Here is a 15,753-nt window from a genome sequence, read left to right as displayed (position 1 = left end):
GCGCCCGCGGGCCCGGCGAAGGCGGCGTCGGCGAGCCGGCGCACCAGGTCCGCGCCCGCGAGGCCGTCGTCGCCGGCGACGGCCGGTGACGTCACCTCGGTGCACCCGCACGACTCGCGGACGACGAGGCTCGACGCGACGCGGTGCTCCCCCGGCGCCACCTCCTCGCCCCGCATGCGCGCGAGCAGCAGGTGCACGGCCTGCTCCCCCACCCGGCCGAAGTGGGCGTCCACCGTGGACAGACGGGGGCTCACGCGCGCGCCCGAGTCGGCGTGGTCGAAGGCGACGACCGCCTGGTCGCGGGGCAGCACGAGGCCGTGCGAGCGCAGCGCCCGCTGGAAGCCGACGGCGTTGCGGTCGGTCGCGGCGATCACGGCCGTCGTCGGCGTGCCCGCCGCGAGCAGGCGCGCTGCGGCGTCGACGCCGCCCTGCTCCTGGTTGTCCGAGGCCTCGTACCACCAGGACTCGTCGGACTCGATGCCGTGCTCGGCGAGCGTCGCGCGGTAGGCGGCGAAGCGCTCGCGCATGTCCCGCTGCGCCAGGTTCCCGAGGAAGCCGATCGCGGTGTGCCCGTGCCACAGCAGGTGCTCGACGGCCTCGCGCACACCCCGGGCGTTGTCCGGCACGACGACCGGGTCGTCGGGGTGGACGGGGTCCTCGCTGACGAGCACGACCGGGACGCCCCACTCGCGCACCGCGGCGAGGCGCTCCTGGCTCAGCGACTTGCCGACGACGACCAGGCCGTCGACCGCGCCGAGGGCGACGGGGGTGTCGAGCACCGACTCGTCGGGGTAGCGCTCGCGGTCGAGGCCGGCCGGGTAGGTCTGCACGGCCACGACACGGTGCCCGGCGCCCCGCGCCGCACGCGCCACGCCGGCGATGAGGGCACCGAAGTAGAACCCGCCGACCACCGGGGACAGCACGCCGATCGTGCGCCGGACCGTGGCCGGCACCCCGCGCCGAGCAGTGACCATGAGCTACCTCGCCTACACCGTCGGAGCCGAGTTGATGCGAACCACCCACTTCGGGCGCAACACTAGGCGATCGTGGTCACTCCTGCACATGACAGCGGCAAAGACGCCGTATCTCCGGCGACCGGGGCACAGCCCGTCGTCCCCGGTCCCGCGGCGCGCCGCCCGACGATCACGGACGTGGCTCGCGCCGCGGGCGTGTCGATCGCGGTGGTGTCGTACGCGCTCAACGGACGCCCCGGCGTCAGCGCCGCGACGCGCGAGCGCGTGCTGCGCGTCGCCGACGAGTTCGGCTGGCGGCCGAGCGCCGCGGCCCGGTCGATGCGCAGCGGTCCGCGCGCCGTCGGGCTCGTGCTCGACCGGACGCTGACCGGCCCGGTCGGCTACGGCGCCGACGTCCTCGAGCTCGTCGTCGCGCTGCAGGACGTCCTGCGCACGCGCGGCCTGGCGCTGGTGCTCCAGGTCGTCGACGACCTCGCCGCCGCCGTGTCGCTGTACGGCGAGTGGTGGGCCGAGCGGCGGTTCGACGTCATGGTCGTGACCGACGTGCGCACCGAGGACCCCCGCCTGGACGCGCTGCGCCGGCTGCGGATCCCGTCGGTCGTCGTGGCGAGCGGCGAGCCGACGGGCGAGATGGCGACGGTCGCGGTCGAGGACGCGGAGGCCACCGCGCGCGTGGGGCGCTACCTCATCGAGCTCGGGCACCGGCAGGTCGCGGTCGTCACCGGTCCGGACGCGCTGCACCGCACCCGCGCCCGCGTGGCGGGGCTCGACCAGGCGGTGACCACGAACGGCGGCGTGCTGGTGCACGAGGCGACGGCGGGGACGCCCGAGGGCGCGGCGGCGGCGTGCCGGCGTCTGCTCACCGGCGGGCGGCCACCCACCGCGCTCGTGTTCGACACCGACCACATGGCCGTCGCCGCCCTCGACGTCACGCGCCGCACGGGGCTGGCGGTGCCGTGGGACGTCTCCGTGGTCTCGCTGACGGACTCGCCCCTGTGCCGGCTGGCGACCCCCTCCATCACCGCGCTGCCGACGGTGCAGTCGGAGCTCGGCACGTCGGTGGGTCACGCGGTGCTGCAGGTGCTCGACGGCCGGGCCGCGACAGGACCGCGGATCGCGGTCGGCGGGCTCGCGGTGCGGGGCAGCACGGGCCCCCGGTCGCGCTGACCTGCGGTGACGTGCGCAGCGCACGGACCTGAGCGAGGTAACGATTCGGTAACGCGGCGCGCCCTAAACGGTTCGCGAGGGTCCCGGCCGGTGGCGGCGCGTGATGGATTCCAGGCCAGTCGTCGTGGACTCCCCCGCGGCGGCCCGCACCTTGCCGCCGAGGGCCGGGTGCTCCGAACGACACCCGGAGGACACACGTGTCCACACACGGCAAGAGGACGGTCGGACGGCGCCTGCGCGCCGCCGCGACCGTGGCGACGGCAACGGCGCTCGTCGCGGTGCCGCTGACGCTGGCGAGCACGTCCGCCACGGCGGCCGAGCCGCACGTCGACAACCCGTACGCGGGCGCCAAGCAGTACGTGAACCCGACCTGGGCCGCGACGGTTGAGAGCGCTGCCACGCGCGCCGGCGACGCGACCCTGGCGGCCCAGATGCGCACGGTGGCGAAGCAGCCGACGGCCGTGTGGATGGACCGCATCAGCGCCATCGCCGGCAACGCGGACGGCAACGGCCTGAAGTTCCACCTCGACGAGGCGCTCAAGCAGAAGACGGGCAGCACCCCGCTCGTCTTCAACCTCGTCATCTACAACCTGCCCGGCCGCGACTGCTTCGCGCTCGCGTCGAACGGCGAGCTCCCCGCCACGGACGCGGGGCTGGCCCGGTACAAGACCGAGTACATCGACCCCATCGTCGACCTGCTGTCCGACCCGAAGTACCAGGACATCCGGATCGCGGCGACGATCGAGCCCGACTCGCTGCCGAACCTCATCACCAACATGTCCGAGGCGACCTGCCAGCGTTCGGCCCCGTACTACCGCGAGGGCGTCAAGTACGCGCTCGACGAGCTGAAGACGATGGACAACGTCTACACCTACATCGACGCGGCCCACTCGGGCTGGCTCGGGTGGGACACCAACGCGGGTCCCGCCGCGCAGCTCTTCGCCGAGGTCGCGAAGACGACGAAGAAGGGCTTCGCGTCGATCGACGGGTTCGTCACCAACACGGCGAACTCGACGCCCCTCGCCGAGCCGTTCCTCACCGACCCGAACAAGCAGGTCGGCAGCGGCCAGGTCCGTTCCTCGTCGTTCTACGAGTGGAACTCGGACTTCGGTGAGCTGGCGTGGACGGCGCACCTGCACCGGCTGCTCGTGGCGGCGGGCTTCCCGTCCAGCACGGGCATGCTCATCGACACCTCGCGCAACGGGTGGGGCGGGCCGAACCGCCCGACGGCCGCGTCGACGAGCACGGACCTGAACACCTACGTCAACGAGTCGCGCATCGACAAGCGCACGCACCGCGGCGCGTGGTGCAACCCGCTGGGCGCCGGCATCGGCGAGCTCCCCCGGGCCACCCCGGCCGGCGCGCCGGCCGACTCCCACCTCGACGCGTACGTCTGGATCAAGCCCCCGGGCGAGTCGGACGGCGCCTCGAAGGAGATCCCGAACGACCAGGGCAAGAGCTTCGACCGCATGTGCGACCCGACCTTCGTGTCGCCCAAGCTGGCCAACCTGCTGACGGGCGCCACGCCCGACGCGCCGCTCGCCGGCCAGTGGTTCGAGAACCAGTTCCGGACCCTCGTCCGCAACGCCTACCCGGTGATCCCCGCCAACGGCACCACGCCCACCCCGACGCCGACGCCGACCGTCACCCCGACGGTCACGCCGACGCCCACGGTGACGCCGACGCCCACGGCCACCCCGACGCCGACGGTCACGCCGACGGTCACGCCGACGCCGACGCCGACGGCCACCTCGGGCCCGGCCGCCTGCACCGTCCGCTACAGCGCGAACGGCTGGAGCACGGGCTTCACCGCCTCGGTCCGCCTGACCAACACGGGCTCCACCGCCCTCAGCAGCTGGAGCCTGCGCTTCACGCTGCCGGCCGGTCAGTCGGTGCAGCAGGGCTGGAGCGCCCAGTGGGCGCAGTCCGGCCAGTCGGTGACGGCCACCAACGCCGCCTGGAACGGCACGCTGGCGCCGGGCGCGTCGGTCGAGATCGGCTTCAACGGCTCGCAGACGAACGGCAGCAGCACGCCGCCGGCCGCCACGGGCTTCACGCTGAACGGCTCGGCCTGCCGCTGACCCGTCCTCCCGTCGGACCCTCGGTCTGACGACCCGCACGGGGCCCTCCCGGATCATCTCCGGGAGGGCCCCGTCGTGCGTGCGCCGCGGGGCGCGTCAGGCCGCCGGGCGTCCCGTGAGGGCGTCGGCGAGCGCCGTCAGCAGGTCGTCGACGTCCTGCGGCTGCGTGTCGAAGGCGCACATGAGCCGGACGGTGCCGTCGGTGGGGTCCCAGTCGTAGAAGCGCCAGCGCCGCCGCAGCGCCGCGGCGACGTCCGCGGGCAGGCGCACGAAGACGGCGTTCGCCTCGGTGGGCAGCGTGACGTCGAGCGTGCCGAGCGCGTCGATGCCGGCGCGCAGGCGGTCGGCCATCGCGTTGGCGTGCGCGGCCGAGCGCAGCCACAGGTCCCCCTCGTACAGCGCGACGAGCTGGGCCGAGACGAACCGCATCTTCGACGCGAGCTGCATCCCCGACTTGCGCAGGTAGCCGACGCCGTCGACCGCGGCCGGGTCCAGCACGACGACGGCCTCGCCGAAGAGCAGGCCGTTCTTGGTGCCGCCCCACGACACGACGTCGACCCCGGCGTCGGTCGTGAACGCGCGCAGCGGCAGGCCGAGGCGCGCGGCGGCGTTCGAGAGCCGCGCCCCGTCGACGTGCACGCGCATGCCGAGCGCGTGCGCCTGGTCGGCCAGCGCCCGGACCTCCTCCGGCCGGTAGACCGTGCCGAGCTCGGTCGACTGCGTGATCGAGACGACGCCCGGCTGGGCGCGGTGCACGTCGCCGAAGCCGTGGGCCTGGCGCGCGACGAGCTCGGGCGTGAGGCGGCCGTCCGGCGTGGGCACGGTGAGCAGCTTGAGCCCGCCGACGCGTTCCGGCGCGGCGTTCTCGTCGGTGTTCACGTGCGCGTTCGCGGAGCAGACGACGGCTCCCCAGCGGGGCAGCATCGCCTGCAGCGCGACCACGTTCGCGCCGGTGCCGTTGAAGACGGGGTACGCGGTCGCGGCGTCGCCGAAGTGGGTGCGTGCCACGTCCTGCAGGTGCGCCGTCCACGGGTCGTCGCCGTACGCGGGGGTGTGGCCGGTGTTGGCGGCGGCGAGCGCCGCGAGGACCTCGGGGTGCGCGCCCGCGTAGTTGTCGGACGCGAAGTGGCGGGTGTCGTGCGGGGTGGTCACACCCCGATTCTCGCGCACGGCACGCGGTGGGCCGACGCCCCCGACGCCCGTCCGGGACGGCGCGGCCGGAAACGCGGAGCCGCCGTGCGCGGCGGCTCCCGGTTCCGGCATGATCCGTGCAGCCCCGGACCACGAGGAGGTGGGAGCACCATGGCGAGCACCCCGCAGCGCCCGGCCGCACCCGACGTGTCGCGCGACACCGACCGCGACGAGACCTACATCGAGCGGATGGACCGCAACTGGAACGAGCTGCTCCAGGAGCTGCGCGTCACGCAGACGGGTGCGCAGATCCTCACGGGGTTCCTGCTCACGGTGCCGTTCCAGTCGCGGTTCGACGAGCTGGACGACTACCAGCGGACGACCTACCTCGTGCTGGTGGTCATGGCGGCCCTCGCGACCGTGCTCTTCGTCGCGCCCGTGAGCCTGCACCGGCTGCTGTTCCGCCGCCGTCTCAAGCCGCAGCTGGTGGACGCCGGGCACCAGTTCGCCCGGGCCGGGCTCGTCGCGCTGGCGCTCACGCTGGCCGGCGTGACGATGCTGCTGTTCGACGTCGTGCTCACGCGCACCGCCGGCCACGTCGTGGGCGGCGCGCTGCTCCTCGTCATCGCGCTCGCCTGGCTCGTCCTGCCGCACCTCATCGCCCGGCGTGCGGCGGCGGACGGCGACTCGGGCGCGGCCGCGTCGGGTCCCACGGCCTGAGGGGACGCGCGGGTGCACGACGGCCCCCGACCCGTGCGGGTCGGGGGCCGTCAGGGGTGCGTCAGCCCTGGACGGCGCGCTTGAGGGCGCTGCCGGCCGTGAGCTTCACGCGGTGGCCCGCGGGGATGTCGAGCTTCTCGCCCGTCTGCGGGTTCACGCCGGTGCGCGCGGCGCGCTCGGCGCGCGCGACCGAGAGGAAGCCGGAGATCGCCACGTCCTCGCCGGCGGCGAGCTTCTCGACGAGCACCTCCTGGAAGGCCTTGAGGGCCTTGTCGGCCTCGGCGTTGCTCAGGCCGGCCTTCTCGGCGATGGCCTGGACGAGCTCGGTGCGGTTGACGCTCACGTCAGGTGCTCCTTGGGGGTCGGATCGCTGCCCGGGCCGGACGACGGACCGGGCGTGCGGTGCGGGCACGCCCGTACGCACGGCCCTCGACACTAGCGGCGCGCGGGCCTCCTGGTGCACGCGGCACGCCCGTGGCGCGTCACGTCACCGTCGCGGGGCACGCCCACGGCGGGCGTCAGCGCCGCACCGGCGCCCCGTCACGGCCCGCGTCACGGCCGGACGGGTGCGCGCCGGCCGCGGGCCCGGACCTCCTCGGCGGTGCGCGTCGTGACGACCCGGTCGGGGCCGATGCCGTGCGCGACGGCCCGCTCGCAGCCCGCGCGCAGCCACGCGAGCTGTCCCGGCGCGTGGGCGTCCGAGTCGATCGTGAACTCGCAGCCGGCCGCCACCGCGACGTCGAGCAGCGCGTGCGGCGGGTCGAGGCGGTCCGGCCGGGAGTTGATCTCGACGGCGACGCCGTGCTCGGCGCACGCGGCGAACACCGCCTCGGCGTCGAACTCGCTCGGCGGCCGCTCGCGGCCCGTCAGGCGCCGCCCCGTGCAGTGGCCGAGCACGTCGGTGCGCGGGTTGCGCACGGCCGCCACCATGCGGCGCGTCATCGACGCGCGGTCCATGCGCAGCTTCGAGTGCACGGACGCGACGACCACGTCGAGCTCGTCGAGCAGGTCGGGGTCCTGGTCGAGGCTCCCGTCGTCGAGGACGTCGCACTCGATGCCGGTCAGGACGTCGAAGGGCGCGACGGCGCGGCGCAGCGCGGCGACCTGCGCCGTCTGCGCGCGGAGCCGCGCGGCGGACAGGCCGTTCGCCACGGTGAGCCGCGGCGAGTGGTCCGTGATCGCGAGGTAGTCGTGGCCGAGCTCGAGGGCGGCGAGCACCATCTCCTGCATCGGTGTCGCGCCGTCGCTCGCGTCGGTGTGCGCGTGCAGGTCGCCGCGCAGGGCCGCGAGCAGCGCAGATGCCGCGTCGTCGGGTGCCGTCGCCGCGGCCGCCTCCTCCTCGAGGGCGTCCAGCGCGGGCACGGGACGCCCGGCGAGCGCGCGGGCCACCGCGTCGGCGGTCTTCGCGCCGACGTGCGGCAGGTCGGTGAGCGACCCGCCCGCCGCGAGCGCGTGCAGGCGGTCGGGGTCCTGCTGCTCGACGGCGCGGGCGGCCGCCCGGTACGCCGCGGGCCGGTAGCTGCTCGCCTGCGCGCGCTCGAGGAGGAACGCGATGCGCCGCAGCGTCGCGACGGCGCGGTCGCGGTCCTCGGCTGCGGTCACGAGGCCTTCTTGCGCGTCCGCTTCGCCGGGGCCTTCGCGCCGTCGTCGTCACCGTCGCCCGACGCGGCCTTCGCGCGCGAGCGCCGCTTGGGTGCCGGGGCCTCGTCGCCGTCCGCCGCCGATCTGCCGCGGGCCGCCTTCGCGGCGCCCTTCGTGGCCGCCGGGGCGTCGCCCGCCGCCGTGCCCGACGTCTCGCCCGCCCCCTCACCTCGTGCGCTGCGGGCCTTCTCGACGCTGCGCTGCAGCGCGGCGAGCAGGTCGACGACCTCGCCGGCGCCCTCCTCGGGCTCGTCCTCGGCCGCCGCCGGCGCCCGGGTCTCCCCCGACGACACCTTCTGCTCGATGAGCTCCTCGAGCGCGGTGACGTAGGCGTCGGTGTACTGCGACGGGTCGAAGTCGGCGGCGAGCGACTCGACGAGCGAGCTCGCCATCGTCAGCTCCTGGGGGCGCACCGTCACCTCGGCGTCGAGGATCGGGAAGTCGGCCGCACGGACCTCGTCGGGCCACAGCAGCGTCTGCAGGACGATGACCTTGTCCCGCACGCGCAGGACGGCCATGCTCTCGCGCTGGCGCAGCGCGACCTTCACCACGGCCATGCGGTCGGTCTGCTCGAGCGCGCCGCGCAGCAGCGCGTACGGCTTGGCGGCCGTCTTGTCGGGCTCCAGGTAGTACGTCTTCTGGAGCAGGAGCGGGTCGACCTGCTCGGCGGGCACGAACTCGAGGACCTCGATCTCGCGCTCGGTCGACAGCGGCAGGCGCTCGAAGTCCTCGTCCGTCAGCACGACGAGCTCGCCGGAGTCCGTCTCGTAGCCCTTGGCGATGTCCCCCCACTCGACGGGCTCGCCGTCGACGCTGCACACCTTCTTGTAGCGGATGCGCCCGCCGTCCTCGCGGTGGACCTGGTGCAGCCGGACCTCGTGCTCCCCGGTCGCCGCGTACAGCTTCACGGGCACGTTGACCAGGCCGAACGCCACCGCACCCTTCCAGATCGCGCGCACGTCCGCCTCCCGTCGTCCCGCCTGCCGTCCGGCACACGCCGTCCACGGGCAGGATGGACCCGTGCACCCCGTGCCCGCCACCCCTGAGCGCAGGTCAGAGCCGTGAGCGCGGACCGGCGGACGGTCGACGTCGGCGGCCGCCCGGTGCGTCTGACGCACCTCGAGGAGCCGATGTACCCCGTCACCGGGACCACGAAGGCGGAGGTGATGGACTACCTCGTCCGCGTCGCCCCGGCGCTCCTGCGCCAGCTCGCGGGCCGGCCCGTCACGCGGATCCGGTGGCCCGACGGCGTCGGCGGGGAGCGCTTCTTCGAGAAGAACGTGCCGCGCGGCGCACCCGCGTGGCTGCGCCACCACCGCGTGCCGGCCTCGCCCGGCGGCGACGAGGACGGCACCGTGCTCGACCTCCCGGTGCTCGAGGACCTCGCCGGGCTGGTGTGGGCCGCCAACCAGGGCGCGCTGGAGCTGCACACGCCGCAGTGGACCGTCGGCCCGCGCGGCGGCGTCCGCGACGCCGACCGGCTCGTCGTCGACCTCGACCCGGGCCCCGGCGCGGGCCTCGACGCGTGCGTGCGCGTGGCCCACCTCGTCGCGGGGCGGCTCGCGGCGGACGGGCTCGTGCGGACGGTGCCCGTGACGTCCGGCAGCAAGGGCCTGCAGCTCTACGCACCGCTCCCCCGGCCGCGGCCGGCGCACGACGTGCGGGCCTACGCCCGGGACCTCGCGCAGGCGGTCGCGCGGGACGAGCCGGGCCTCGTGGTGTCCGTGATGCGCAAGGACGTGCGGCCCGGACGGGTCCTGATCGACTGGTCGCAGAACCACCCGGCCAAGACGACGATCACGCCGTGGTCGCTGCGCGGGCGTGAGCGGCCGACCGCCGCGGTGCCGCGCCGCTGGGACGAGATGGAGCCCGGGCTGACGCAGCTCACCGCCGACGAGGCCGTCGCACGGCTCGAGCGGGACGGGGACCCCTTCGACGGGTGACGCCGCTGGTCCCGGCCCGGCCGCGGGCGCCCGTGCTCCTGTGGCGGACCGTCGGGCGTGCTGGCAGCGTGGACGCAGCGCCGGACCGCCGGGTCCGGGAGGCGACATCGAAGGAGTGGTCATGGCTCGCGCCGATCTTCCGAAGTACACCGTCCCGTCCCTCACCCCGGAGGACGGCGCCCGGGTGGCGGAGATCCTCCAGGGGCGGCTGCACGCGCTCAACGACCTGCAGCTGACGCTCAAGCACATCCACTGGAACGTCGTCGGCCCGCACTTCATCGCCGTGCACGAGATGCTCGACCCGCAGGTCGACGCCGTGCGGGCCATGGTGGACGCCACGGCGGAGCGGATCGCGACCCTCGGCGTCTCGCCGCAGGGCACGCCCGGGCAGATCGTGGCCAACCGCACCTGGGACGACTACAGCATCGGCCGCGCCACGACGTCCGCCCACCTCGGCGCGCTCGACGAGGTGTACGTCGGCGTCATCACCGACCACCGCGCCGCCGCCGAGGCGACCGAGGAGCTCGACACGGTGACGAACGACCTGCTCGTCGGGCACCTGCACGAGCTCGAGCTGTTCCACTGGTTCGTGCGCGCGCACCTGGAGAACGCCGGCGGCGGGCTGTCGAACGCGGGTGCGTCGACGGAGCAGGACGCCGCCGCGCTCGCCGAGGCCGGCAACCCCGCCGACGACGCGCACTCGTGACGCCGACGCCCCGGCACGCCCAGCCCGTCCCCGCCGGCCCGTCCGACGGGGACGGGCTGCGTGCGGGCCGCGTCGCCCCGCGGTTCGACGGCGCGACCGCCGGCCGCCTGCACGTGGCCGCGCGCCTCGAGGACCGGGTAGACGCGGCGGTGGCGCGCGTGCTGCGCCGGCGCGGGTGGACCGTCCGCATCGTCTCGTACGCCGGGTACGGGTCGCAGGGCTGGGTCCGCGTGCTCGCGCGCACGCTGCTCGCCTCCCCCGCCGTCGCCGGGCAGGACCTGCCGGGCGCCGGCGGCGCGGCCCAGACCGGCGAGGAGCGCCCGGCGGCGTCGGTCCGCGGCTGGCGCTCGTTCCTCACCTCGCCGGTGGCCGGCGCGGAGCTCGAGGTGCGCGTCGGCGGCGCCACGCACGTGGTGACGACCGACCGCGGCGGCTACGTCGACACGGTCGTGCCGTCGGACCTGCCGCCCGGCTGGCACGAGGTGACGCTCACCTCGGCGGACGGCGCGCAGTCGGTCGCACCCGTCCTCGTCGTGGGAGCCGGGCCGACCGTCGGCGTCGTCAGCGACATCGACGACACGGTGATGGTGACGCGTCTGCCGCGTCCGCTGGTCGCGGCGTGGAACACGCTCGTGCGGCACGAGAACGCGCGCGAGGCGGTCCCCGGCATGTCGCGGCTCTACCGCGAGCTGCGGCTGGGCGACGCGGACCGGCCGCTCGTGTACCTGTCGACCGGGGCGTGGAACGCCGCGCCCGCGATCGGCCGGTTCCTGCGCCGGCACGACTACCCGGCGGGCCCCCTGCTCCTCACCGACTGGGGCCCGACCAACACCGGCCTGTTCCGCAGCGGCCAGCAGCACAAGGTCTCGCAGCTGCGCCGCCTGTTCGCGGAGCTGCCGCAGGTGCGGTGGCTGCTCGTCGGCGACGACGGCCAGCACGACCCCGAGATCTACGCCGGGGCCGTGGCGCACCACCCGGAGCGCGTCGAGGCGGTGCTGATCCGCCAGCTGACGGCCGCGGAGCACGTCCTCTCGCACGGTCTGCCGACCGCGACGCCGCAGCAGGAGGACGCCGAGGAGGACGCGGAGCGGCCCGGCATCGCCGTCCTGCAGGGCGCCGACGGCGAGGAGCTGCTGGCGCGCGCCCGCGAGCACGCGCTCGTGCCGGGCGGCTGAGCACGCCCACGCCGCCGGCCCCCGGGAACGGCCACGGCCCCGGCCGACCGGTGACGGTCGTCCGGGGCCGTGCCGTGCTAGGTGCCGCGCTCAGAGCCGGGCCGGGTCGTCCCAGTCCTCGCTGCTGGTGAGCGCCTCGTCGCCGCCCTCGCGCTCGGAGGCCTGGAGCGAGCGGGGCGCGCCGCTCGGGTCGCCGCCGGAGCGGGTGTCGCTGCCGAGCAGGTCGGCGTCGGACGGCTGCCGGTCGGCGATGCGCTGGGCGGCGGGGTCGGAGGCGAGGTCGCGCGCACGGTTGCGGGTCATGCTCGTTTGTACCGCCTCCTGCCGGTACGCCGCACCCGCTGCCGGGCGCGTCGCCACGACGTGCCGTGCGGTGCGCGAGGTCGTCCGTGCGAGACCAAGGTCACATTCCCTGAGTGCGGGACACCTCTCGACGTCGACCTAACATCGCCAGGTGGCAACGCGTGCGCACGAGACGGCAGCAGACGTCGACGTCCTCCTCGTCGGCGGGGGCATCATGAGCGCGACCCTCGCGGCGCTGCTCGGGACGCTCGAGCCCACGTGGCGCATCGAGATCCACGAGCGGCTCGACGGCCCGGCGCAGGAGAGCTCCAACGCGTGGAACAACGCGGGCACGGGGCACGCCGCCCTGTGCGAGCTCAACTACACGCCCCAGAGGCCCGACGGCTCGGTCGACATCACCAAGGCCGTCACGATCAACGAGCAGTTCGAGCTCTCGCGCGAGCTGTGGGCGCACCTGGCGGCGGCGGGCCGGCTCCCCGGCGCCGAGCGCGCGGTCACGCACACGCCGCACATGACGTTCGTGCGCGGCGCCGAGGACGTGGAGTTCCTGCGCCGCCGCCACGAGGCGCTGCGCGCGCACCGCCTCTTCGCCGACATGGAGCTGAGCACCGACCCCGCGACCATCGCGTCGTGGGCACCGCTGCTCGCCGCCGGACGCGACGCCGACGAGCCGATCGCGGCCACGCGGGCCACCTCCGGCACCGACGTCGACTTCGGCGCCCTCACGCGGGCCATGCTGGACGACGCCGTCGCGCGCGGCGCCACCGTGCACACGCAGAGCGAGGTCGTGGGCCTGCGCCGCCGCCGCGACGGCCTGTGGCGCGTGCGCGTCGCCGACCGCCGCTGGAACGGCGAGGGCCGGCGGACCCGCACGGCGCGGTTCGTCTTCGTCGGCGCGGGCGGCGGTGCCCTGCACCTGCTGCAGCGCTCGCGCATCAAGGAGATCCGCGGCTACGCGGGCTTCCCGATCAGCGGCCAGTTCCTGCGCACGACGAAGCCGGAGCTCGTCGCGCAGCACGACGCGAAGGTGTACGGCAAGGCCGCGATCGGTGCGCCGCCGATGTCCGTGCCGCACCTCGACGCTCGGGTGGTCGACGGCGGCCGCGCCCTCATGTTCGGCCCGTACGCCGGCTGGAGCATGAAGTTCCTCAAGCAGGGCTCGTGGGGCGACCTGATCCGGTCGGTGCGGCCGGGCAACCTCGTGCCGATGCTCGCCGTCGGCGCCCGCAACCTCGACCTGCTGACGTACCTGGTCCGCGAGGTCACGGCCACGGAGACGCAGCGCCTGCGCGCGCTGCGCTCGTACATGCCGACCGCCGACCCGCGCGACTGGGAGCTCATCACCGCGGGCCAGCGCGTGCAGGTCATCAAGCGCGGCAAGGGCGGCGGCGTGCTCGAGTTCGGCACGGAGCTCGTCTCCTCGGCCGACGGCTCGATCGCCGGGCTGCTCGGCGCCTCGCCCGGTGCGTCCACCGCCGTGGCGACGATGCTCGACCTGCTGCGCCGCTGCTTCCCCGACCACGCCGAGGCGTGGGCGCCGCAGCTGCACCGCATGATGCCGAGCCTCGGCGGCGAGGACTGGGACGCGGCGTTCGAGCTCGACCAGATGGTCGACGGCGGGACGCTCACCGGCGGGCACTGACCGCCGTGCCCCCGCTGCCGCACGACGACGCGACGCACGACGAGCCGACGCACGCCGAGCCGGGCGAGCGCGACGTCGTGCCGGACGACCACGCCGAGCTGCCCGTGCCGGTCAGCGCGCCCATGCGGCACGCCAAGGTGCGCGCCTTCACCGACCACACCACGGTCGGGCAGGTCCGCGTCGGCGCGGGCGGCAGCGTCACCATCGGCTGCGCGTGCGGCATGACGCTCACCAACGGGCCGGGCTGGTCGCTCGACGAGCACATCCGGCTGCACCGCGCGGAGGCCCGGTTCCTGGCGCTCGCCGCCGTGGCGCCCGAGGGCATCCCGCGGCTCGTCCCGCACCCGGCGTCGGCCGCGACGGACTGACCGGCCGACGCGCTACCGCGCCGCCGTGGCGCGCGACGCGTGCACCGGCACACCGTCGTCGTCGTGCGGGTGCTCGTGGTGTTCGTGCGGGTGGTCGTGCTCGTGCGGGTGGTCGTGGTGCCCGTGCTCCGGTCCGGCCTGACGCGCGGCGATGCGGGCCTGCACCTCCGGCCGGCGCAGCGGCGGCACCGTGGCCGGCGGCCGCCGGCGCTCCGGGAGCTCGTCGAGGAGCCGCGCGGTGATCGCGGCGATCTCCGCGACGGCCTGCTCGAACGGCTCACGGGTGGCGTCGGAGAGCTGCTGCACGCCCGTCACCTTGCGCACGTACTGACGGGCGGCCGCCTCGATCTCGTCGTCGGTCGCGTGCGGCTCGAGGCCGCGCAGGGTGGTGATGTTGCGGCACATGGCCCCGACGCTACGCCCGGCCCCCGGCCGCGGGCGAGGGTCCGTCGGGGGCGCGTTCGAGCGCCAGCAGGGTCGTCTTCGCCGCGTCGCCGCCCGCGTACCGGCCGGGCGTGCCGTCGGAGCGCACCACCCGGTGGCACGGGACGAGCAGCGGCACCGGGTTGCGCGCGCACGCGGTCCCCACGGCGCGGACCGCGGCCGGACGCCCGGCGAGGGCGGCGACCGCCGCGTAGGACGCCGTCGTGCCGTACGCGACACGCGGCAGCGTGGCGACCACGTCGCGGCGGAACCCCTCGAGCAGCCGCAGGTCCACCGGCACGTCGAAGGTGCGGCGCGCACCGGCGAAGTACTCGTCGAGCTCGCGCAGCACCGGGTCGAGCCGACGGCCGCCCTCGAGCACGCGGGGGCTCACACGTGCCGCCAGCTCCGTTAGCGCCGCCTCGTGCCCCTGCACCTCGAACGCCACGCGCAGCACGCCGCGCTCCCCCGCGGCGACGAGCAGCGCGCCGACGGGGCTGTCGACCACCCGGTAGGCCACGTCGAGCAGGCCGGCGCGCTCGGCGTCCGCGGCGAGCCGCGCGCGCAGGCCGGCCAGCGCGTCGCCGTGCAGCGAGGGCGGCGCGCCCGTCCTCGCATCCGCACCGGTGCTCGTGCCCGTGCTCGTGCTCATGCCCGTGCTCATGCGTGGACCCTCCGTCGTCGCCGGCAGCGGCATAGGCGCGACGCAGCGCCGCGACGCCGTCGGACGCCGCACGCCGGGCCGCGGCGTCCGTGCCGCCGACGAGCGCGGCGACGTCCGCGTACGGCAGGCCGCCGATGTGGTGCAGCACGACCACGCGGCGCTGCTTGTCCGGCAGCACGCGGAGCGCGTCCCACAGGTCCAGGTCCCGGTCCCCGGGCCGCGGCTCGCCCGCGACGAGGGCGCGTGCGCCGAGCACGTCCGCCACGTCGACCGGCACCGCGTGGCGCCCGCGGCGGCGCAGCTCGTCGAGGGCCTTGCGGCGCGCGACCGTGACGAGCCACGCCTCGACGTTCGCGTCGGCGGGCAGGGTCGGCCACGCCCGCAGCGCCGCGAGGAACGTGTCGGACCACGCGTCCTCGGCGTCGTGCGGCCCGAGCAGGGCGCGGCACACGCGCAGCACGGTCGCGCCGTGCGCGCGCACCACGTGCTCGAACGGTTCCGCCACCCTCACAGTGTGCAGACGCCGGCGGGCCGGCGGGCGTGAGGTGGCGGCGCGTCAGACGCCGGACTCGTCCGGGCGCGGGTCGTGGACCAGCGGGTCGGGGTCCTGGCCGGTCGGGTCGGACGGGTAGATGCGCCGCACCGCCTGGTCCTGGGTGTCACCGGGCGACGGCTGCGCCTCGTCCTCGCGGCTGCCGGGCATCGGCTGGTTCTCGGGCAGGTCCGTCTCGGGACGCTGCTCGGCCGGGAGCGCATCGCGCCGCTCGGCTCCGTGCCGTCGACGCGCGGTGGCGCCATCACGCGCGCCGCGGCGG

17 protein-coding genes and 1 pseudogene are annotated in these 15,753 nt (G+C 75.6%); 8 read left to right on the top strand and 10 right to left on the bottom strand.

Going from position 1 to position 15,753, the window contains the following annotated elements; translation table 11 throughout:
• A partial coding sequence (locus AB6N23_RS12485) for a LacI family DNA-binding transcriptional regulator (RefSeq protein WP_412866372.1) occupies positions 1-974 on the bottom strand: 974 nt, incomplete at its 3' end.
• 177 nt (positions 975-1,151) lie between these two features.
• Here AB6N23_RS12485 and AB6N23_RS12480 point away from each other — a divergent pair.
• Both AB6N23_RS12480 and AB6N23_RS12475 read left to right on the top strand, forming a co-directional pair.
• Positions 1,152-2,141: a LacI family DNA-binding transcriptional regulator gene (locus AB6N23_RS12480; RefSeq protein ID WP_412866371.1), complete on the top strand. Its 990-nt coding sequence runs from the start codon at positions 1,152-1,154 to the stop codon at positions 2,139-2,141.
• Positions 2,142-2,338: 197 nt separating this feature from the next.
• On the top strand, positions 2,339-4,222 hold the full coding sequence (locus AB6N23_RS12475) for a glycoside hydrolase family 6 protein (protein ID WP_412866370.1): 1,884 nt from the start codon (positions 2,339-2,341) through the stop codon (positions 4,220-4,222).
• Positions 4,223-4,318: 96 nt separating this feature from the next.
• Here the strand turns inward: AB6N23_RS12475 and AB6N23_RS12470 are convergent, their stop codons facing one another.
• Positions 4,319-5,374 (bottom strand): threonine aldolase family protein, encoded by a 1,056-nt coding sequence (locus AB6N23_RS12470; protein ID WP_412866369.1) that lies wholly within the window; start codon positions 5,372-5,374, stop codon positions 4,319-4,321.
• Between the two features lie 150 nt (positions 5,375-5,524).
• On the opposite strand from AB6N23_RS12470, the gene AB6N23_RS12465 reads away from it, so the two are divergent.
• Positions 5,525-6,073 (top strand): DUF6328 family protein, encoded by a 549-nt coding sequence (locus AB6N23_RS12465; RefSeq protein WP_412866368.1) that lies wholly within the window; start codon positions 5,525-5,527, stop codon positions 6,071-6,073.
• A gap of 61 nt (positions 6,074-6,134) precedes the next feature.
• On the opposite strand, the gene AB6N23_RS12460 is transcribed toward AB6N23_RS12465, so the two are convergent.
• From AB6N23_RS12460 to ku, 3 genes are all read right to left on the bottom strand, one after another.
• Positions 6,135-6,416 (bottom strand): HU family DNA-binding protein, encoded by a 282-nt coding sequence (locus AB6N23_RS12460; RefSeq protein WP_378208968.1) that lies wholly within the window; start codon positions 6,414-6,416, stop codon positions 6,135-6,137.
• A 209-nt stretch (positions 6,417-6,625) separates the two neighbouring features.
• On the bottom strand, positions 6,626-7,675 hold the full coding sequence (locus tag AB6N23_RS12455) for a PHP domain-containing protein (protein ID WP_412866367.1): 1,050 nt from the start codon (positions 7,673-7,675) through the stop codon (positions 6,626-6,628).
• Positions 7,672-8,673, bottom strand: coding sequence for a non-homologous end joining protein Ku (gene ku / locus AB6N23_RS12450; protein WP_412866366.1), 1,002 nt, complete (start codon positions 8,671-8,673; stop codon positions 7,672-7,674). Before ku ends, AB6N23_RS12455 begins: the two co-directional genes overlap by 4 nt.
• 102 nt (positions 8,674-8,775) lie before the next feature.
• On the opposite strand from ku, the gene ligD reads away from it, so the two are divergent.
• From ligD to AB6N23_RS12435, 3 genes are all read left to right on the top strand, one after another.
• Positions 8,776-9,657, top strand: a complete 882-nt coding sequence (gene ligD / locus AB6N23_RS12445) for a non-homologous end-joining DNA ligase (protein ID WP_412866365.1) — start codon at positions 8,776-8,778, stop codon at positions 9,655-9,657.
• Positions 9,658-9,778: 121 nt separating this feature from the next.
• On the top strand, positions 9,779-10,363 hold the full coding sequence (locus AB6N23_RS12440; protein ID WP_378208976.1) for a Dps family protein: 585 nt from the start codon (positions 9,779-9,781) through the stop codon (positions 10,361-10,363).
• Positions 10,360-11,538 carry an App1 family protein phosphatidate phosphatase gene (locus tag AB6N23_RS12435; protein WP_412866364.1) on the top strand — a complete coding sequence of 393 codons (1,179 nt, stop codon included), beginning with the start codon at positions 10,360-10,362 and terminating at the stop codon, positions 11,536-11,538. The genes AB6N23_RS12440 and AB6N23_RS12435 overlap by 4 nt, the downstream gene beginning before the upstream one ends.
• A 90-nt stretch (positions 11,539-11,628) precedes the next feature.
• On the opposite strand, the gene AB6N23_RS12430 is transcribed toward AB6N23_RS12435, so the two are convergent.
• Positions 11,629-11,841: a hypothetical protein gene (locus tag AB6N23_RS12430; RefSeq protein ID WP_378208881.1), complete on the bottom strand. Its 213-nt coding sequence runs from the start codon at positions 11,839-11,841 to the stop codon at positions 11,629-11,631.
• Positions 11,842-11,992: 151 nt separating this feature from the next.
• Here AB6N23_RS12430 and mqo point away from each other — a divergent pair, with 151 nt between their 5' ends.
• Together mqo and AB6N23_RS12420 are read left to right on the top strand one after the other, a co-directional pair.
• A complete protein-coding gene (gene mqo, locus AB6N23_RS12425) occupies positions 11,993-13,483 on the top strand; it encodes a malate dehydrogenase (quinone) (protein ID WP_412866363.1) in 1,491 nt (496 codons plus the stop codon).
• Positions 13,484-13,488: 5 nt separating this feature from the next.
• On the top strand, positions 13,489-13,851 hold the full coding sequence (locus AB6N23_RS12420; RefSeq protein ID WP_412866362.1) for a hypothetical protein: 363 nt from the start codon (positions 13,489-13,491) through the stop codon (positions 13,849-13,851).
• 12 nt (positions 13,852-13,863) lie between these two features.
• Here the strand turns inward: AB6N23_RS12420 and AB6N23_RS12415 are convergent, their stop codons facing one another.
• From AB6N23_RS12415 to AB6N23_RS12400, 4 genes and pseudogenes are all read right to left on the bottom strand, one after another.
• A complete protein-coding gene (locus AB6N23_RS12415; RefSeq protein ID WP_412866361.1) occupies positions 13,864-14,256 on the bottom strand; it encodes a DUF2277 domain-containing protein in 393 nt (130 codons plus the stop codon).
• Positions 14,257-14,266: 10 nt separating this feature from the next.
• The gene (locus AB6N23_RS12410) at positions 14,267-14,938 is read right to left on the bottom strand and encodes a methylated-DNA--[protein]-cysteine S-methyltransferase (RefSeq protein ID WP_412866360.1); all 672 of its coding nucleotides are present in this window, start codon (positions 14,936-14,938) and stop codon (positions 14,267-14,269) included.
• A gap of 19 nt (positions 14,939-14,957) precedes the next feature.
• Positions 14,958-15,443 (bottom strand): annotated as a pseudogene (locus tag AB6N23_RS12405) (RNA polymerase sigma factor); the annotation flags it as partial.
• Between the two features lie 51 nt (positions 15,444-15,494).
• On the bottom strand, positions 15,495-15,753 hold a 259-nt coding region (locus AB6N23_RS12400; RefSeq protein WP_412866373.1), incomplete at its 5' end, for a hypothetical protein.

The sequence above is a fragment of the Cellulomonas pasadenensis genome (genome assembly GCF_047229365.1).
Taxonomy (GTDB): Bacteria; Actinomycetota; Actinomycetes; order Actinomycetales; family Cellulomonadaceae; genus Cellulomonas.
The sequence above is the reverse complement of the archived record's forward strand: the minus strand, read 5'-3'. Positions and strand labels throughout refer to the sequence as shown.